The sequence below is a fragment of the Salinimicrobium sp. 3283s genome (assembly GCF_039602225.1).
GTDB classification, from domain to species: domain Bacteria; phylum Bacteroidota; class Bacteroidia; order Flavobacteriales; family Flavobacteriaceae; genus Salinimicrobium; species Salinimicrobium profundisediminis.
On record NZ_CP143631.1, the window covers coordinates 2,593,274 to 2,612,294 of the forward strand.

The 19,021-nt window shown below is 42.1% G+C and carries 18 protein-coding genes and 1 riboswitch; of the genes, 8 read left to right on the top strand and 10 right to left on the bottom strand.

Annotation, left to right across the window (positions count from 1 at the left end):
* Nucleotides 1-30: 30 nt before the first annotated feature.
* Together VS868_RS11390 and mtaB are read left to right on the top strand one after the other, a co-directional pair.
* Complete coding sequence (locus tag VS868_RS11390) at nt 31-1,203, top strand: GlmU family protein (RefSeq protein ID WP_345597576.1); 1,173 nt, start codon at nt 31-33, stop codon at nt 1,201-1,203.
* Nucleotides 1,204-1,397: 194 nt separating this feature from the next.
* Nucleotides 1,398-2,732 (top strand): tRNA (N(6)-L-threonylcarbamoyladenosine(37)-C(2))-methylthiotransferase MtaB, encoded by a 1,335-nt coding sequence (mtaB, locus tag VS868_RS11395; RefSeq protein WP_345597578.1) that lies wholly within the window; start codon nt 1,398-1,400, stop codon nt 2,730-2,732.
* On the opposite strand, the gene VS868_RS11400 is transcribed toward mtaB, so the two are convergent.
* Nucleotides 2,729-3,028 carry an N-acetyltransferase gene (locus VS868_RS11400; RefSeq protein ID WP_345597580.1) on the bottom strand — a complete coding sequence of 100 codons (300 nt, stop codon included), beginning with the start codon at nt 3,026-3,028 and terminating at the stop codon, nt 2,729-2,731. The genes mtaB and VS868_RS11400 overlap by 4 nt on opposite strands.
* Before the next feature lie 194 nt (nt 3,029-3,222).
* On the opposite strand from VS868_RS11400, the gene VS868_RS11405 reads away from it, so the two are divergent.
* Both VS868_RS11405 and VS868_RS11410 read left to right on the top strand, forming a co-directional pair.
* Nucleotides 3,223-3,927 (top strand): alpha/beta hydrolase, encoded by a 705-nt coding sequence (locus VS868_RS11405; RefSeq protein ID WP_266067750.1) that lies wholly within the window; start codon nt 3,223-3,225, stop codon nt 3,925-3,927.
* Between the two features lies 1 nt (nt 3,928).
* On the top strand, nt 3,929-4,855 hold the full coding sequence (locus VS868_RS11410) for a lytic transglycosylase domain-containing protein (RefSeq protein WP_266067749.1): 927 nt from the start codon (nt 3,929-3,931) through the stop codon (nt 4,853-4,855).
* Nucleotides 4,856-4,925: 70 nt separating this feature from the next.
* On the opposite strand, the gene VS868_RS11415 is transcribed toward VS868_RS11410, so the two are convergent.
* Nucleotides 4,926-5,627: a redoxin domain-containing protein gene (locus VS868_RS11415; protein WP_345597584.1), complete on the bottom strand. Its 702-nt coding sequence runs from the start codon at nt 5,625-5,627 to the stop codon at nt 4,926-4,928.
* Nucleotides 5,628-5,774: 147 nt separating this feature from the next.
* Entirely contained in the window at nt 5,775-6,290 is a 516-nt protein-coding gene (locus VS868_RS11420) for a DUF2892 domain-containing protein (RefSeq protein WP_266067747.1), read from the bottom strand.
* A 165-nt stretch (nt 6,291-6,455) separates the two neighbouring features.
* On the opposite strand from VS868_RS11420, the gene rpmH reads away from it, so the two are divergent.
* The 3 genes from rpmH (at nt 6,456) to VS868_RS11435 (ending at nt 10,040) form a co-directional block, all read left to right on the top strand.
* The gene (gene rpmH / locus VS868_RS11425; RefSeq protein WP_083961569.1) at nt 6,456-6,614 is read left to right on the top strand and encodes a 50S ribosomal protein L34; all 159 of its coding nucleotides are present in this window, start codon (nt 6,456-6,458) and stop codon (nt 6,612-6,614) included.
* A 102-nt stretch (nt 6,615-6,716) separates the two neighbouring features.
* Nucleotides 6,717-9,569, top strand: coding sequence for a carbamoyl-phosphate synthase large subunit (gene carB / locus VS868_RS11430; protein WP_266067746.1), 2,853 nt, complete (start codon nt 6,717-6,719; stop codon nt 9,567-9,569).
* Nucleotides 9,570-9,647: 78 nt separating this feature from the next.
* Nucleotides 9,648-10,040 (top strand): DUF423 domain-containing protein, encoded by a 393-nt coding sequence (locus VS868_RS11435; RefSeq protein ID WP_266067745.1) that lies wholly within the window; start codon nt 9,648-9,650, stop codon nt 10,038-10,040.
* Nucleotides 10,041-10,169: 129 nt separating this feature from the next.
* Here VS868_RS11435 and tnpA read toward each other — a convergent pair whose 3' ends face one another.
* The 7 genes from tnpA to VS868_RS11470 form a co-directional block, all read right to left on the bottom strand.
* The gene (gene tnpA / locus VS868_RS11440) at nt 10,170-10,604 is read right to left on the bottom strand and encodes an IS200/IS605 family transposase (RefSeq protein ID WP_345597590.1); all 435 of its coding nucleotides are present in this window, start codon (nt 10,602-10,604) and stop codon (nt 10,170-10,172) included.
* 165 nt (nt 10,605-10,769) lie between these two features.
* Nucleotides 10,770-11,738 (bottom strand): bile acid:sodium symporter family protein, encoded by a 969-nt coding sequence (locus VS868_RS11445; RefSeq protein WP_345597592.1) that lies wholly within the window; start codon nt 11,736-11,738, stop codon nt 10,770-10,772.
* On the bottom strand, nt 11,735-12,283 hold the full coding sequence (locus VS868_RS11450) for an acyl-CoA thioesterase (RefSeq protein WP_345597594.1): 549 nt from the start codon (nt 12,281-12,283) through the stop codon (nt 11,735-11,737). Before VS868_RS11450 ends, VS868_RS11445 begins: the two co-directional genes overlap by 4 nt.
* A gap of 67 nt (nt 12,284-12,350) precedes the next feature.
* A complete protein-coding gene (gene rmuC, locus VS868_RS11455) occupies nt 12,351-13,751 on the bottom strand; it encodes a DNA recombination protein RmuC (RefSeq protein WP_345597596.1) in 1,401 nt (466 codons plus the stop codon).
* A 30-nt stretch (nt 13,752-13,781) separates the two neighbouring features.
* The gene (locus VS868_RS11460) at nt 13,782-14,624 is read right to left on the bottom strand and encodes an ABC transporter ATP-binding protein (protein ID WP_345597599.1); all 843 of its coding nucleotides are present in this window, start codon (nt 14,622-14,624) and stop codon (nt 13,782-13,784) included.
* A complete protein-coding gene (locus tag VS868_RS11465) occupies nt 14,588-15,619 on the bottom strand; it encodes an iron ABC transporter permease (protein WP_345597601.1) in 1,032 nt (343 codons plus the stop codon). The genes VS868_RS11460 and VS868_RS11465 overlap by 37 nt, the downstream gene beginning before the upstream one ends.
* A complete protein-coding gene (locus VS868_RS11470; protein WP_345597603.1) occupies nt 15,620-16,765 on the bottom strand; it encodes an ABC transporter substrate-binding protein in 1,146 nt (381 codons plus the stop codon). It lies immediately after the preceding gene.
* A 58-nt stretch (nt 16,766-16,823) separates the two neighbouring features.
* A riboswitch (cobalamin riboswitch) is annotated at nt 16,824-17,151 on the top strand.
* 30 nt (nt 17,152-17,181) lie between these two features.
* Between VS868_RS11470 and VS868_RS11475 the strand changes: the two genes are divergently transcribed.
* Nucleotides 17,182-19,020 carry a TonB-dependent receptor gene (locus VS868_RS11475; RefSeq protein ID WP_345597605.1) on the top strand — a complete coding sequence of 613 codons (1,839 nt, stop codon included), beginning with the start codon at nt 17,182-17,184 and terminating at the stop codon, nt 19,018-19,020.
* The last annotated feature ends 1 nt before the right edge of the window (nt 19,021 follow it).

The following is a 19,021-nucleotide window of genomic DNA, read 5'->3' on the forward strand; positions in this document are numbered from 1 at the left end:
AACTGTACTTTTGGCTCAAAAAGAAAACAAATGAACTATATTCTCTTTGACGGTTCTGCCCGTTCCCATTTGCTGCCATTTACTTTTACCCGCCCCGTAGCCGAAATAAGAGTGGGCATCTTGACCATTCGGGAAAAATGGGAGAGATATTTAAATACCACTACTTCTACAATTACCGAAGATTATCTTTCAGAAAAGTGGCCAATGGTAGAAATGGAAGAGAACGTTATGATAAACGCTTCCTTTATACCCACACCCGAGCTTGTGGAGCAGTTAAAGAACCTGCAACCCGGCGAAGGGATTTTTCACGAAGAAGATATTGTGGCATTTCATGCCTACGAAGAACAGGAAGTAGATTTTAACGACTGCAAACATATTGAGCTTGAAGGAAAGCCGGTGGTTGTGGAGCATACATGGGACATCTTTAGACTGAACGGGGAAGCTATTACTGCCGATTTTGAACTGCTGGTACAGGATCGTAGCAGTCAGAAGTTATCTTCTACAAACCAGGTAATAGCGCCCGAAAATGTCTTTTTAGAGGAGGGGGCAAAGGTAGAATGTGCTATTTTAAATGCTTCTGAAGGTCCTATCTATATTGGAGCTGATGCCCAGATTATGGAAGGCAGTATTGTGCGGGGGCCATTTGCGTTAGGAGATCATGCTGTGCTGAAGATGGGTGCAAAGATCTACGGGTCAACTACAGTGGGGCCACATTCTAAAGTTGGGGGAGAAGTGAATAATTCTGTCATTTTTGGATACTCAAATAAAGGGCACGACGGCTACCTGGGCAATTCGGTGCTGGGGGAGTGGTGCAACCTTGGGGCCGACACCAATACTTCTAACCTAAAGAACAATTATGCTGAAGTGCGCCTGTGGGATTATGCCACCGGTAGATTTGCGCATACAGGACTTCAGTTTTGCGGACTCATGATGGGAGATCACAGTAAGTGCAGTATCAATACCATGTTCAACACAGGCACCGTGGTGGGTGTAAGTGCCAATATCTTTGGTGCCGGTTTTCCGCGGAATTTTGTACCCAGCTTTAGTTGGGGTGGAAGCGGGGGCACAACTACTTACCAAACCTCAAAAGCCTTTGAAGTAGCCGAAAAAGTAATGGAAAGAAAAGAGGTGGAATTCTCAGAAGAGGATAAGGCTATTTTAGAACAGGTCTTTGAAGACACGAAACAATACAGGCGGGATTAATTTTTAATGATCAGTATTTAGTGTTCATAATCAGTACTTGTAATTGTATATTCCTGTTAATTGATCATTGATTCAGGGAATTGTTCATTGAATTAAAGTTGGTATCTTTGCAGCCTCTAAAATGTCATTTTTAGAGGCTTTTATATTTAACTGAAATTCTGAAGGTTGTACTTCGGAATGATGAATGAGAAGAAATGGAAGATCCCAAAAAAGTTGCTTTTTACACCCTGGGTTGCAAGCTTAATTTTTCTGAAACCTCTACCATTGCCCGATCTTTTAAAGATGAAGGTTTTGCACGGGTAGATTTTAGTGAAGCGGCCGATATATATGTGATTAATACCTGTTCGGTAACCGATAATGCCGATAAAAGATTCAAAACCATTGTGAAGCAGGCGCAAAAAGCGAATGAAAACGCTTTTGTGATTGCTGTGGGGTGTTATGCCCAGTTAAAGCCCGAAGAACTTGCGGCTGTAGATGGAGTAGACCTGGTGCTTGGTGCTACCGAAAAATTTAAGATTACCAATTACCTTAATGACCTCACCAAAAATGACATGGGAGAGGTGCATTCCTGTGAAATAGAGGAAGCAGATTTCTATGTGGGTTCTTATTCTTTTGGAGATCGTACAAGGGCATTTTTGAAGGTGCAGGATGGCTGCGACTACAAATGTACTTACTGTACAATTCCCCTGGCACGCGGTATTTCCCGAAGTGACTCTTTAGAGAACGTGCTGGAAAATGCAAAGAAGATAAGTGAGAAAGGGATTAAAGAGATTGTACTCACCGGCGTTAACATTGGAGACTACGGAAAAGGGGAATTCGGGAACAAGAAACATGAACATACTTTTCTTGATCTGGTAAAAGGTCTGGATACTGTAGAAGGAATAGAGAGGCTTAGAATTTCTTCAATAGAACCCAATCTATTGAAGAACGAAACTATAGATTTTGTAGCGCAGAGCAAGGCATTTGTGCCTCATTTTCATATTCCGCTTCAAAGCGGGAGTAATGAAGTGCTTAAGGCAATGCGCCGCAGGTACATGAAAGAGCTTTATGTAGACCGGGTAACAAAGATCAAAGAAGTAATGCCCGATGCCTGTATTGGGGTTGATGTGATCGTTGGATTTCCCGGAGAAACCGATGAATATTTTATTGACACCTATAATTTCCTGAATGAGCTGGATATTTCTTATCTCCACGTGTTTACTTATTCAGAAAGAGAAAATACTCCGGCGGCAGAAATGGATGCAGTGGTGCCTTTAAAGGTGCGTAAAAAGAGGAGTAAAATGCTGCGCGGACTTTCTGCTAAAAAAAGACGCGCTTTTTATGAGACCCAATTAGGCAAGACAAAAACCGTACTTTTTGAGGGAGAGAATAAAGAGGGGTATATCCATGGCTTTACCGAGAATTATGTAAAGGTAAAAACTCCCTGGGATCCTGCACTGGTAAACACGCTTCACCAGGTAGAGCTGCAGGAAATAGGAGAAGATGGAATTGTTCGTTTCTCTTATGTCGAAGAAAAGGCAGTAGTTTAAATATTAATGCCCACGGGCAGCATACCTTTGTACTTTCGGCGGTTTTTACGCATAAATCGCGCAATAGTGGGGCTGGTGGGCATTACCCTTATTTCCCGTTTCTTTATGAGATCAAGAACTTTTTCTATAAAAGGTTCTAAATATCCTTTTTCTTTGAGCTCTTCGCTCATTTCGAGTTTAGTCAAAAAAATCTTGCGATCCTGGTTCGCATATTCAATTTTGGCTAAATCTCCTTCGACCTGAAGTTCAAATTGACGAAGAAATTCATTGTCATTAACAGATAGCTGAGGGTCCATATGTATGTTTTTAGTTAGAGTATCAAAATATCAGCCACTTTTAAAAGTTATAGAGCTTATACTGGCTGAGAGGGCCGAAGCCTTTGAGGGAAATTTTATAATTAAATGTTGATCTGAAGCGCGTAATTTCCCTTAAATTTGAACGTAAAGTTAACGATTTTTGAGCACATTACGGCTCTAGAACCTGCTAAAGTATGGTGAAAGACTCACTTATTCACGTTTATTGTATGCCCGGCCTGGCAGCCAACCCTACTATTTTTGAAATGATCGCCTTGCCTGAAGACAGGTTTGAGATTCACTGGCTTGACTGGGTGCTCCCAAAGCCAAAAGAAAGTTTAAGGGAATACAGCAAGCGCCTGTGCAAGAAAGTGAAACACGAAAACCCGGTACTGATAGGAGTGTCTTTTGGCGGGATTATTGTTCAGGAAATGGCACAGCTCATAGAGGTGCGAAGGGTGATTATCATCTCGAGCGTAAAAAGCCAAAAGGAGCTGCCCAGGCGAATGAGGTTTGCACGATGTACCGGGGCTTTTAGAATTTTGCCCACTTCCCTTGTGCGTTACGTAGATGCCCTGGAAAAAATTGCGGTAGGAGATTTTACCAAAAAAAGAGCAAAGCTTTACAAAAAATACCTTTCTGTTACCGATACGCGATATCTGGATTGGGCGATAAAGCAAATGGTGTGCTGGGAGAGGGAAGAGCCTTATCCCAATGTTGTTCATATACATGGAGATAAAGATGAGATTTTTCCGTACAGGTACATACAGGGTTGTATAACCGTGCAGGGAGGAACGCATGTGATGATTATTAACAGGTTCAGGTGGTTCAATGATCATCTTGAAGAAATCATCGATACAGGGAAACTGGAAAAAAATAAAGAAAAAGAAATACTTACTTGAGATGAAACTGAAGAACATATTAATAGGAGGAAGCTTGCTGGTGGTTTGTGGTTTGGGTATCAATGCTGTCCAGGAGGCACCCAGTGATGAAAACCAGGAGAAGAAGATTGCAAACGGCTACAATGTATATGCTTTGCCCATGCCCGAGGACCTCGAGTTTGCAGGAGAAGAGGTGCCTGTTGAAATTCCCGATGTTCATGAAAGGATGGACCGGGAGCTGTTAGTAAATACCTACTGGCAATCTAACACGCTTTTGTTGCTTAAGAGGGCAAATAAATATTTTCCCGTAATAGAGCCAATTCTTGCTGAACACGGGGTGCCGGACGATTTTAAGTATTTAGCCGTGATTGAGAGCAGCCTTACCAATGCAGTTTCTCCGGCAGGAGCAAGGGGTTTTTGGCAAATCATGGAAAGCACAGGGAAAGAGTATGGCCTTGAGATCAATGACAATGTTGATGAGCGTTACAATATTGAGAAATCTACCCATGTTGCTGCCGAATACTTTAAAAAGTCCAAAGAGCGATTTGGAAACTGGACGCTTGCGGCGGCTGCCTATAATGCAGGAAATTATGGTGTAGACCGGCAAAGGGAACGGCAGGATGTGCAGAATTACTACGACCTGCTGCTTGGGGAGGAGACCGGGAGATATATTTTCAGGATCCTGGCATTAAAAGAGATTATGGAAAATCCGGCGCAGTATGGTTTCAACTTCAGGCAAAAAGATCTTTACCCGCATATACCTTCTTATAAGGTAAAAGTAGATACGGCAGTGAGCGATTTTGCCCGCTTTGCTCAAAATTTTGGAATTAATTATAAGATCCTCAAAATTCACAATCCGTGGTTAAGGGAGGCGCACCTCAATAACAGGTCCCGTAAAGAATATCTTATTGAACTTCCGGAAGAAGGTTATTATTCGCCCGCTCCTTAAAGTCGGTATGAAGTTGGAATTGTCTGGAGTAAGGCAAATTCAAAAAAACAATTCATTTAGGCTGTTTTTACTAAGGGGAAACGTTCTTTTCCGCAGTAAGATAGCGGCTGCTGTTATTTACTAACAAAAGGGAAATAGCGCTCGACAACGAATCATAATTGAGGGCGAAAGATTTTTCGAATTCTATTCCATATGGATGTGAAGTTTTCCTTCTAATATCCAGGATTTTTTTGTTGTTGTTGAGTAGGAAGGAAGTTGGAAGGCCCAGCGAATGCTTCATCATTTTCACCACGTAAGGGCTATTGTTTTGTAGTTCATCCACATAAAGTATGCGGATGTTGCTGTGGTATTTTTTTGCCAGTTTCTTAGTGGTCTCATAGTTATCCCAGAACAGGATAACAAAATCAACCTGCTCTCCGTATTTTTCAGCTAATTTATTCAGTGCCGGCACTTCTCCTTCAGTGGGAATGATCCAGGAGGCATAGGTGGTAAGATAGACGGGTTTTTTAAACTCGTTGAGATAAACCTTCTTCTTTTTAAGGTTTGTTACTTTAAAATTATCGAGCACCGCTCCTTTAAGTCCGTAATTTACAAGAGAATCGAACAGCTCGTCTGCACGTGCTATATTTTTATCGCGGTAAGCTTTATCGGCGTGTTTGTTGTACTTGGGAAGGTGGATGGCAAGAGCTTCAGAAAAACTTATCTCGTCCTCCTGTGCATGTGACAGGAAGAAAAAAGATAAAGTAAAAAGAAGTAGTAAAGCTCGCTGCATGTGCCGGAAATCCAAATTCTGCACTAAGTTACAGAATGTAGCGTCCCGGCTCAAATAAACTCGTTTAACTGCGGGTAAAATAGTTGAAATACAGCAAGTAAAGAAAAGGGAAAACATCTCTAAAACGAGGTGCCAAAAAAGGCAGTTTTAGATCTTTTTCATCTGCTGCTTCATCATCTTGATTTGCTCGTCAAGCATGTTGTGTTTGTCCAGTTTTTTGGCTTCCTGGAGTAACATTTGCGCCTCTCTTTTTCTTCTCTTGGTCATAGCAATACCTGCAAGGTTCAGCTTTGCCATGGCCAGGTCCTGCTTCATGGAGAGGCCCAGTTTTATGGCGCGTTTAAAGAATTTTTCGGCCTGGGTAATATTGGTCTGCGAAACCATTAAACCGTGTAGGTACCAGTAATATCCCTGTTGTTTTGTGGTGAGGGCTTTCTCGGGATCTTTAATTTTATCCAGCCATTTTTTAGCTCCTGCAAAGTCCTGCTTCCGAAGCCTCAAAAAGGCCATAAGTATCATTTCATTTTTGTAGTAAAGAAAAACAAAGATACCTGCCAGAAGTAAAAGGAAAAGTCCATTCCCTATATTGCCTTCAAAAAATTGCCAGATTGCGACAATAACAAGAATGGCTGTAAGAATTAGTTTATAGATTTTATTGAACATTTGCAGTAAATTTTGAAAACTGCAAAGGTAAGAAAAACAATTGGTAATTATTTTAATTTAGGGTTTGCCTAAGTAAAAACTCTTTGTATATTTGCCCGCAGTTTTAAGAGGAGGTCTTAAAGCGATTTTACAAAGCGATTTCAAAGAAGATTAAAGATAATTATCATGAAAAGAACGTTTCAACCATCTAAGAGGAAAAGAAAAAATAAGCACGGTTTCAGAGAGCGTATGGCAAGTGTTAACGGAAGAAAGGTGCTTGCTCGTAGAAGAGCAAAAGGTAGAAAGAAATTATCTGTTTCCTCTGAGCAAAGGCATAAACACTAGATGATAATTCCTCAAAATAATAAAGGTGTTACTTTTTAAGTAACGCCTTTTTTTATACCCTGTAGGTTCCTATTTTTACAAACTCCATACAAAGACTTTCTTATGCCAAAGAACGAAAACCTCAAGAAAATACTAATTATAGGTTCTGGACCTATTGTAATTGGCCAGGCCTGTGAATTTGATTATGCCGGCGCACAGGCACTCAAATCATTACGGGAAGAAGGGATTAAAACAGTCCTTATCAATTCCAACCCTGCCACCATCATGACAGATCCTTCAATGGCAGATCATGTTTATCTAAAACCTCTTACCACAAAATCTATCATTGATATCCTTAAAGATCATCCCGATATTGATGCAGTGCTGCCTACTATGGGAGGGCAAACAGCATTGAATTTATGTATAGAGGCCGAAGAAAAAGGAATCTGGAACGATTTCAATGTAAAGTTAATAGGTGTAGATATTGATGCAATCAATATTACTGAAGACAGGGAAAAATTCAAGCAATTAATGGTGCGCCTGGGCGTAGGTGTGGCTCCTGCACAAACCGTAACTTCTTTCTTAAAAGGAAAGGAAGTGGCGCAGGAATTTGGTTTTCCACTGGTTATACGCGCTTCGTTTACCCTTGGTGGTAGCGGTGCCTCTTTTGTGCATAAAGAAGAAGATTTTGATGAACTGTTAACAGCAGGTCTCGAAGCTTCTCCTATTCATGAAGTGCTTATTGATAAAGCCCTTTTAGGCTGGAAGGAATACGAGCTGGAACTGTTGCGTGATAAGAACGACAACGTGGTGATTATTTGTTCTATTGAGAACATGGATCCTATGGGAATCCATACGGGAGACTCTATTACGGTTGCCCCGGCTATGACCCTTAGTGATTCCTGCTTTCAAAGAATGAGAGACCTGGCCATCAAAATGATGCGGAATATTGGAGATTTCGCCGGAGGTTGTAACGTGCAGTTTGCAGTAAGCCCCGACGAAAAGGAAGAGATCATGGCCATTGAGATCAACCCTAGAACTTCAAGGTCTTCGGCTCTTGCTTCAAAAGCTACAGGATATCCAATCGCCAAGATTGCAGCTAAACTTGCAATAGGTTATACGCTTGATGAACTTCAGAATCAAATTACAAAATCAACTTCGGCACTTTTTGAGCCAACGCTAGATTATGTGATCGTAAAAATTCCGCGTTGGAACTTTGATAAATTTGAAGGTAGTGACCGCACCCTTGGTCTCCAAATGAAATCTGTTGGGGAAGTGATGGGAATAGGAAGATCTTTCCAGGAAGCACTTCATAAGGCCACTCAGTCCCTCGAAATTAAAAGGAATGGATTGGGTGCCGATGGTAAAGGTTACTCCAACTACGATGTTATTCTTGAGAAACTGAAGTTTGCCAGTTGGGATCGTGTTTTTGTGATCTATGATGCTATACAACTTGGCATCCCGCTAACCAGGATTCACGAGATCACAAAAATTGATATGTGGTTCCTTAAGCAATATGAGGAGCTGTACACCCTTGAAGTTGAAATTTCAAAATACACTATAGATTCTCTTCCTAAAGACCTTCTTCTCGAAGCAAAACAAAAAGGTTTTGCCGACAGGCAGATCGCTTATATGGTAGACTGTCTCGAAAGCGAGGTTTACAATAAAAGGGAGGAAATGGGCATTAACCGGGTTTATAAACTCGTTGATACCTGTGCAGCCGAATTTAAAGCGGAAACTCCTTATTATTACTCCACTTTTGAAGCCGAAATCGAGACTAAAGAAGGCCTGAAATATGTAGAGAACGACAGTAAGGTATCAGATAAAAAGAAAATTGTAGTACTGGGATCAGGTCCAAACAGGATTGGGCAGGGAATAGAATTCGATTATTGTTGTGTACACGGGGTGCTTGCAGCAAAAGAATGCGGCTATGAAACCATCATGATCAACTGTAACCCTGAAACCGTTTCGACCGACTTTGATGTGGCCGATAAACTTTATTTTGAACCTGTTTTCTGGGAACATATCTACGACATCATCCAGCATGAAAAGCCCGAAGGTGTCATTGTACAGCTGGGAGGCCAAACAGCTCTAAAACTTGCTGAAAAACTGGATCGCTACGGAATCAAAATAATTGGTACCAGCTTCCAGTCTCTTGATTTAGCTGAAGACAGAGGATCTTTTTCTAAACTACTTCAGGAAAATGATATTCCTTATCCTGAATTTGGGGTAGCCGAAACTGCTGAAGAAGCGCTGGCCCTTGCCGATGAACTCGATTTTCCAATTCTTGTTCGGCCTTCGTACGTACTTGGAGGTCAGGGAATGAAGATCGTGATCAATAAAAAAGAACTTGAGGCCACAGTAGTAGACCTGCTAAGAAAGATCCCAAATAACAAGCTGCTTCTCGATCATTATCTAGACGGGGCCATTGAGGCTGAAGCCGATGCGATTTGTGATGGCGAAACTGTCCAGATCATCGGGATCATGGAACATATTGAACCCTGCGGAATCCACTCGGGAGATTCAAATGCCCTGCTTCCTCCTTTCAACCTGGGAGATCTTGTGCTTCAGCAAATAAAAGACCACACCAAAAAAATTGCGCTGGCTTTAAATACTGTGGGTCTTATCAACATTCAGTTTGCGATTAAAGATGACAAAGTTTACATCATAGAAGCAAACCCAAGAGCCTCCCGTACCGTGCCTTTTATAGCTAAAGCTTACGGGCAGCCTTATGTAAACTACGCTACCAAAGTGATGCTGGGAGAAAATAAGGTGACCGACTTTAAATTTGAACCAAAACTGGAAGGATACGCTATTAAACAACCTGTATTCTCTTTCAATAAGTTCCCTCACGTTAATAAACAATTGGGGCCAGAGATGAAGAGTACCGGCGAAAGCATCCTCTTTATAGACAGCCTGCGAGACGATACTTTCTATGAATTGTACTCCAGAAGAAAAATGTATTTGACAAAATAAGTCTCAAAAATGCTATTTTTGAATGCCATCTTTTTAAGATGGCATTCTTATTTACAGAGGTTTCAAAAATGTGAGTTTATGAAAGAATTTATTTTAATATGCGGTGGAGTTTTTGGTACGCTGGCAGTGATCTTTGGGGCTTTTGGAGCTCACGGTCTAAAGAACTACCTTGATAACGACCAACTCAAAAGTTTTGAGACCGGCGTCAAATATCAGATGTACCACGCTTTGCTGCTCATCCTTGTTGGAGTGATCTTTCCCTTTCAAGGATTATCTCAAAACCTCATGGGCTGGTTTCTTGTTGTAGGTATCATATTATTTTCCTTCAGTATCTACGGGCTAGTGTTGTCTTCGGCAAAGGGGCGAAAAATAGCATTTTTGGGACCTGTTACTCCGTTAGGCGGACTGCTGCTTGTAATGGGATGGATCCTGTTTACTATTAATGTTGCGGGTGTTGTGGACTCGTTTTAATCCATAAACCGTTAAAACGGTTTGATGAACAATTGGTTCTATAGCCACGGGTTTAAACCCGTGGCTATATTGGATCTCCGGGAGAGTATAATGGCTAAAGCCATTATAAACTGGTGTCAACTGGAGAGATTATGAATTGTTCAATCCGTAAAGTTTCAGAAAATCCTCATATTCCTGTTGAAATGACTTTTTCTGATGGTGTGATTTTTGGTTTTGGATATAGGAAAATGTCTTTTCTAAAACAGATTCGGAAACAGAATAAGCAGCATATCCCGTTTGCCATGCAAATTTTTGAGATATTAGATTTGTCTGATTAACATAATGAGAACTACTTCCTTTGATTTGCTTGATCAATTCTGAAATTGATCTCTGTGGATTGAGTAAAAACAGGCAATGAATGTGATCTGGCATGCCGTTTATAATTCGTACTGGGCAACCTGCTTCACGCAATTGCTGATTGATGTGCTGATGAATTTTATCCTCAACTGAAAGCTCAATTAAAGGACGCCGGTCTTTGGTTGACCAAATGGCATGAACCCATATTTTATTATACGAATGCCCCATTTAAAAGAATGAAAATGAAACCGTTAAAACGGTTTTTATTTTATGTGCTATTATAGCCACGGGTTTAAACCCGTGGCTATAATGAAATTAATAAAAAAATAATGGCTTTAGCCATTTAAATCTTCATACCAATTAAATAGAAAAAGAATTTAGCACCATTATATTTTATTTTACCGGAAGATCTTCTCTCTCTTGTCGCTTTCGATACCCTTCAGCAAAAACGGCAATTACCAATAGCTGTAGGATGTGGTAAAGCATGATGGGCAGTAGGTACAAAGCGTTTGAGGCAGAGCTTCCGAAGATCACCTTAACCATTACCGAGCCGTGTACTAAAGATTTTTTAGTACCACAAAATTTCGCGGTAATCTCGTCTTCCGTAGAAAAATTCAACCAGCGGGAAATTGCTCCCAGTCCAAAATAAACTGCGAAGAACAATGCGCTCACCATTGCCAACAGCTTAAGAAGATCATAAAGGCCTACACTGCTGAATAATTCTGAAGAAAATGCTGTACTAAAACTCGAGTACACAATAAGAACGATGATCGACTTGTCAAAAAGGCCGATCTTTTTAGAATTTTTCCGGGCGAGATTCCCCAAAAACTTCTGAAGGAATAGACCAATTATCAACGGCAAAATAATCTGGAGTACCAGTTTTTGTACTACTGTCGCAAATTCAAATTGAGAAGATGATGCCATAAAAAAACTGAGCCAGAGCGGAGTGGCGATGATTCCCAGAAGTCCCGAAAGGCTGGCGTTAAAGATTGCTGTGGGAATGTTCCCGCGGGCCAGAGAAACCATGACAATTGAAGAACTTACCGTAGAGGGCAGCGCTCCCAGAAAGAACAGCGCAAGCCAAAGCGATGAATCCGTACCGCCTTCAAAAAATGGCGCAAACGCAAGTGCGAGTAACGGAAAAAACACAAATGTGGTAAGCTGCACCAGGATATGAACCTTGTAATTGTACAGCCCGGCTTTGAACTCGGCAGGAGACAATTTTAATCCGTAGAAAAAGAAAATGAATCCTATTCCCACATCAGTAATGAGCTTAAGGGGCAGCACTTCGGGGCCTTGCGGGAAGAACCAGGAAATGAGGATAGCAAAAAGCAGCGCCGCAATGAATCCGTTAAACTTCACTTCGCCTCAATTTTCACGTTATAGGTTTCCACGATGTGAAGATGCTCTTCAGAAACAAAATCAGTTTCGGTAAATTCTTTGAGGCGCACCCTCTTATTGTCGTACCGCTTAATACTTTTCGCAAACCTTCTGATGTCATCCCTGGATTTTAAAACGAGTCCCGGTACTTTGACCGATTGTCCTTTCTCATCTTTTGCAACCATGGTAAAATACGAGGAATTACAATGTTTTACTGCACCTGTCTGGATATTTTCGGCTTCCACCCGAATCCCGATCTGCATGGAGCTGCTGCCCACAAAATTAACCGAAGCTTTCATGGTTACCAGTTCCCCGATTTCTATAGGTTTAAGAAAATCTACGGTGTCTACGCTGGCTGTAACGCAATAGGCCCCCGAATGTTTCGAAGCACAGGCAAAAGCAATTTGATCGAGCAGGGACAATACGTAACCTCCATGTATTTTTCCGTTGAAATTGGAATGTGAGGGCAACATAAGTTCTGAAATGGTTACTTGAGATTCGGCAACAGTTTTAAAATCTTTGGTCATTCTAAAAGTTTTGGTAAAGTAGGTTTATAAAATCTCCTGGAAAAGACCCGGAGAAATTTTCATAATTTTAGTTCAACTGGTTCTGATTTTCTTCCCCTTTTGCCCGGGAAAGCCATTTTTGAGACAATTTTTGTTTGGGGGAAATCCCTAGGGTTTCCAGTTGATCTATGTCTTTAATGAGGTTTTGCTGGCCTGTAAGTTTTTTCATGGCATCGTCATAGGCCGTGTTGGTAGATTTAAGCCTTTTCCCCACAGTTTCCAGTTCGTCTAACAGCAACTTGAATTTGTGGTACAAAGATGCTGCATGATTGGCGATTTCAAGGGCATTTTGCTGTTGTTTTTCGTTGCTCCACAAGGTGTCGATAGTTCGCAGTACAGAAAGCAGGGTGGTGGGGCTTACCAGTAAAATATTCTTTTGAAAAGCCGTGTAAAAGAAAGAACTGTCCAGGTTTTGTGCCAGGTACAGGGCAGGTTCTACAGGGATGAACATCAGCACAAAATCTGGCGATTCCATTTTGTAGAGATCCTCGTATTTTTTGGCACTAAGCTCCTGAATATGGCTGTTTAGAGATCGCAAGTGGTCTTTGAGGTAACGCGCCCGCTTTTCCTGGTCTTCTTCGTTTACGTATTTTTCATAAGCTACCAGCGAAACTTTTGAGTCAATGACCATGCGTTTGTCTCCGGGTAAATGTAGTACCACATCGGGTAGCAGTTTTTTACCATCTTCTGTTTCGTGAGACTGTTGCACAAAATATTCTCTGTCTTTCACCAGACCCGACTTTTCAAGTACGCGCTCCAGGATAAGTTCGCCCCAGTTGCCTTGGGTTTTATTTTCTCCTTTTAGGGCCCTGGTAAGGTTATTGGCTTCTTCGCTGATCTTCACGTTCTGCTCGTGCAGGTATTCAAGCTGCTTGCCCAGCTGTGCGTGCCGCTCAATAAAATCATTAGAATTTTTCTCCACCTTTTCCTCAAAAAGTTTGATCTTTTCCTGAAGCGGGGAGAGGATCTGGTTGATGTTTTCTTTGTTGATGCTGGTGAATTTCTCCGATTTTTGTTCGAGGATCTTGTTAGCAAGGTTCTCAAATTCTTTGCTGAATTTTTCCTGAAGTTTTTCCAGTTCCCCTTTTTGCTCTTCCAGTTTTTCCTGAAGGTTTTTTAATTCTGAAGTTCTTTCGGTCAATTGGGTGCTTAAAATGTCTTTTTTGCCCCTTATTTCTTCACGTTCCCGGCAGGCTTCAATTAATTGATTGTTGACGCCTTCTTTTTCCTCCCGCGCCTGCTCCTTGAGCTGAAGTAGCTGCTCCTGACTTTGAACCTTATACTCCTGATACTGGTTATTAAGTTGTTCATTTCGCTCTTTAAGCACATTTTGAATACTTTTGCCCTTAAAATTGGCCAGCAAATAACCCAAAAGCCCTCCAAAAATAAGGATAATAAGAGAGGTTGCCAGTATAATAGGATCTGTCATGAGCTGCAGGTTTGCTCAAAGATACTATTTTCAGGTTTTTATTCTGAAAGATTCGGTAGCGGCATCAAAAACAATGAGGTCTGATGGAAAGATGCTCTCAAAATGCCCTTTTTGGATAAGCTGTTGAGGCGTATCCTGTACTACCTCATTTGGCTTCATCAAAATAATCTTATCGCATAATTGCAGCGCAAGATTGATTTCATGGGTTGCAAAGATCACCGCTTTTCTTGTGCGCAGGCTTAGGTCTTTTAAAAGTTTAAGCACCTGTGCCTTGTGGTACATGTCGAGATGGGAAGTGGGTTCATCGAGGATCATCAGCGGCGTATTCTGTGCCAGGGCACGAGAAATAAGCACTTTTTGTAACTGTCCGTCACTTAGCTCATGGCATTTCTTTTCCTGTATTTCTTCAATCTTAACCAGGGCCAGTGCGTCTTTTACTATTTTTCTGTCGCCGGGGCTAAGTTTTCCTATCCAGTTGGTGTAAGGTTGTCTTCCAAGCGCCACCAGTTCGGCTACGCCAAGGTTTTTTGACAGGGGCTGTTCGGTGAGCACCAGGCTAATCATGGTTGCCAGTCTTTCCGAAGAAATGTTCTTCCTGTTCACTCCGTTGATCTCGATGTGTCCTGAGAGCTCTGGCTGAATACCGCTTACGGTTCTCAAAAATGTCGATTTCCCTACGCCATTTATACCTATCACAGCCACCAGTTCACCTTCGGTAACTTCAATATTAATTCCTGAAGCAACTACTTTTTCCAGTTGTTTCTTCCTGTAACCTATGCTAAGGTTTTCAGTTTTAAGGATGATATGTTTCTTTTCTGCTTCTATGTTCCGAATCTTTAGAAGAGGAATTTTCTTTTTCTTACCAGGAGCCAAATCACCACGGGGGCACCTACCAGTGAAGTTACTGCATTTATGGGTAAAGTATAGTCGCTGCCGGGCATTTGCGCCACGGTGTCGCAAAGTAACATGAGAATGGCACCGCCAAAGATCACTGCCGGCAATAAAATACGGTGATCGTTCACCGGTATTACCTGTCTAATAAGGTGGGGCACTGCCATACCCACAAAGGCCACGGGGCCTGCAAAAGCGGTAATGCTGCCCGCCAAAATACTGGTGGAAATGATGAGCACGGTACGATTACGGCCAATGTTCATTCCCAGACTTCGGGCGTATTGCTCTCCTAAAAGCAGGGAGTTGAGATTTTTTATGCTGAAGAGGGCAATCATCACCCCAAATAACCAGAAAAGGCTAAGAATACCCAGTTCGTTCCAACTGAGATCACCCACACTTCCGTAGGACCAAAAAACATACTGCTGCAGCTGTGCTGCCGGACTAAAATATGCCAGTACGCTTACCACCGCCGAGGTTAGGCTCGCAAACATGAGCCCAATAATGAGAATGGCCATGGTATCTTTTAGCTTGACCGATGCCAGCATTACCGCCATAAGCACGAGTAAACTCCCCAGGCTGGACGCAATTACCACGCCCCATTGGGAGAAAACAATGCCTCCTGCCACACCTCCAAAGATAGTAGCGCCCATGAGTACAAGAGCTACGCCCAGGCTGGCGCCGCTGCTCAATCCCAGCACATACGGCCCGGCTAAAGGGTTCCTGAAAAGCGTTTGCATCAGCATCCCGCTCACCGCAAGGCCTGAACCTACTAAAATGGAGGTAAAAGATTTTGGCAGGCGGTATTCCATGATAATGTAATGCCAGTTGGTACTGTCTGCTTCCGAAGAAAAAAGTACTGCCAGCACTTCTTCAAAAGGAATATTTACCGATCCAAGGCTAATATTTAAAAGCCATGCCGCTACTGTTGCTCCCAACAAGAGAAATAAAACGATAGTATAGGCACGTGTATTTTGCAACTATTCCAGGGGTTTATAAAAAGTGGAGGTATAGTTGGGGAGCAGCTGGGGGTGAAAAACAGAGATCATGTCTTTCAAAACCAAATCGGGCCGCAAAGGAGCGAGTTCATAGAAAATCACCCCGCCGGTACTCCCTTTTTCACTGGCAAAAGTATAGATATTCCTGTTCTCAAAAGCTTCAAACCTTGCATAGTGGGGAGACGCCTGTAGCATTTGGGTATAAGCTGTGAACTGGCCGGGCCCCATCCAAAAATCGGCATGTGCGGCCTGTGTTAGTATATTTTCAAAAGAAAGGGAAAGGCTGCCTGTGCCTTCTGTCTCTTTAAAAAGGTAATTGGCATGGGCATCTTCTATAAAAATTGCCTGCCAGGAGTTACCCGCGGGCAGGTACCACTGGTCCTGGTACATGGCACCGGCAACCACATCGGGTTTGTTTTTGGCCTTTTTGGCCAGTTCTTTGGCGCTGAGATACTCTTCTTCTACCTCTTCAAAAAAGGCATTTGCTTCATTCATTTTTCCCAGAAAGGCGCCAAAGAACTTGATCCATTCGGCTTTTCCTAAAGGGGTATGCTCTGTCCAGTCGGCGTTGAACACCACCGGGATTCCGGTTTTTTGGAGCAGGTCAAGGCTCTTGTTGCTGCCATCTACCGAAAAACCAATGACTACATCGGGCTGGAGGTTAAGCAGGCTTTCGGTATTAAGGGCTTCGTTCTTACCTATTTCCTTGATTTTGCCAGCATCAATGCGCTTGCGGGTTTTTTCAGAAGAAATATAATCCAGACCGGGAAAGCCCACGAGCAGTTCTTCGGAATTTAGTACCTCAAGCGCCGGAATATGGGTTGTGGAAGTAACCACTATGTTTTTTACCGGAATTTGAATCCGTTGATCAAATTCTACATCCTGTGGTACGGTCGCTCCTTCTTCTGCCAGCAGGTATCTATAGGTCCTGTCGGCATTGGGCCACGGGTTTTCTACAGTAATGATCTTATGATCTCCAAAATCGGTGATTTTGAGACCCGAGGCATATTGTATTTCGACTTCTTTTCCCTGCTTTGATAAGAGCGGGGCTTTTTCCTTTTTGTCAGATTTACATCCAAAGCAGATGATAAGAAGTAACAGGCTGTATGTGTAGAGGGTATTTTTCATTGGCACTTCAAAAGTAAGATTATTTAAAATTTTTGAAGTAAAAAGCCCTAAAATGTTTACTTTCGCTTTGAATTTTGGTTCGATTGTTTTCTGAAAAAAATTCAGAAAGTAAAGACATCGATTAAAAGGGAATCAGGGGAAGTTAGAAGTACGAAGTACGAAATTTGACACTAACTTCCGAAGAGAGTTGAAGCAAGAATTACTTCGTATTTCTAACTTCTAAACTCTAACTTCAAACAAGCCTGAGCTGTTCCCGCAACTGTAAGCTTAGTTCCGATGCGTCGGAATGCCTTTTGTACGCTTCATACCACTGTCCTGATTTTAGGATGGGAAGGTTAACAAAAAGGACGCGAGCCAGGAGACCTGCCATTTTTCATTAATTAAAAACCTTTGGCTTTCGGGAAAAAAGCCTGCGGATGATGAAAAAAAGCACTTTCTACCTTCTATTCCTGGCCCTGCTAAATTGGACAGCCTCTTTTGCCCAACTGGACTCTATCAATTATCTCGAAGAGGTATTTGTAAGCGATGTTAAACTTCGAGAGTTTTCAACCGGCCAAACCCTTATCAAAATTGATGATTCTGTTAGTAAACTCAGCCGTTCTGCGCTAGGAGAGGTCTTGGAGTTCAACTCTCCCATTTATTTTAAGGAGAATGGACTGGGGATGGTTTCTTCGCCTTCTTTCCGCGGCACCACAGCGTCGCAAACCGCAGTTTTGTGGAACGGGATCAATATTAATTCTCAATTTAACGGGCAGGTCAACTTCAATATAATTAGTACAGTAGGCATAGACGAGATTACTGTACGCGGCGGTGGCGGAAGTGTGGTTTATGGTACGGGCGCCATTGGCGGTACTGTTCACCTCAATAATCGGCTTCACTTTAACCAGGGCTTTAAAAATGAACTTTTTCTTCAGTATGGCAGCTATAACACTGTAGATGCGAGATATAAAACGGAAGCTTCGGGCGAGCAGTGGAGTTTATCTATAGCGGGAGCAAGAAACAGTTCAGACAATGATTATGAATATCCCGACAATGGTGAAAACCTGAATGGGCAATTTTTCAATAATACGCTTGATGTGGGGCTGGCATATAAGATCGCTCCTAAAAATTATTTACGGGCCTTTAGTAGTTTTTCTCATGCAGGCAGGCACTTTTCACTCATAAGACCTTCAGAAACTCCTACAAAATACAGGGATATTAATAGCAGGAATTTACTGGAGTGGGAGACAGGGATCTCACATTTTAAGTCTACTACCAAACTGGCATTTTTAGATGAAAGCTTCAGGTATTATGAGAATCTGTCTTCCGACAAGTATTCGTTTGGGCAGGCAGAGACTTTTATAGCCCGCAATGACCTGGAATACACTGGTTTTAAAGATGTTAAATTAGCTTCGGTGCTTTCAAATACCCACACCAGTGGCGAGGGCTCCGGGATTGATGACAACAGCAGGAATATTTTTTCCGCAGCATTACTTCTGAAGCATCACGCAACCCAAAGATTCTCGTATGAGGCAGGGCTTCGGAAGGAACTGACAAATAATTATGAGAGCCCCGTGCTCTTTTCCGCAGGAGCAAAATACGAGTTTTCATCCTTCTACGCACTGAAGCTGAATGCTTCCAAAAATTTTAAGATCCCTACTTATAATGACCTTTACTGGAATCCCGGGGGAAATCCCGATTTAAAACCAGAAACTTCGCTCCAGGGAGAAATAGGTAACAGTTTTAGATGGCAAAATTTTGATCTGGATCTTACTGCTTACTATATAGATATAAAAGATATGATAAGGTGGCTCCCGGCAAGTGGCGGAATTTGGCGGCCGCAGAACGAAGATGAAGTACGCTCTTACGGATTGGAAGGTCTTTTAGGTTGGGAGAAGCATATTGGTAACGGATTTTTAAGGCTTAAAGGAATATACTCTTACACGGTATCTGAAAATCAAAAGACCAGCAAGCAATTGATCTATGTCCCTTATCACAAAGTAACGGGCAGCGCCGGCTATGCTTATGGCAGGTGGAATTTTGATTACCAGTTGCTCTTTAATGGAGAGGTATTTACACGATCGGACAATGATCCAAATTACAATCTTGACGCCTACACAATTTCAAATATTTCTACTTCTTATGCTTTTGGCCAGGAAAAGTCCTACAGGTTGGGAGCTCGGGTGAGAAATATTTTTGATGAGGCTTATCAAAACGTAGAAGACCGCTGGATGCCTGGCGTCAATTTCAATATTTATTTAAATCTTAATTTTTAAT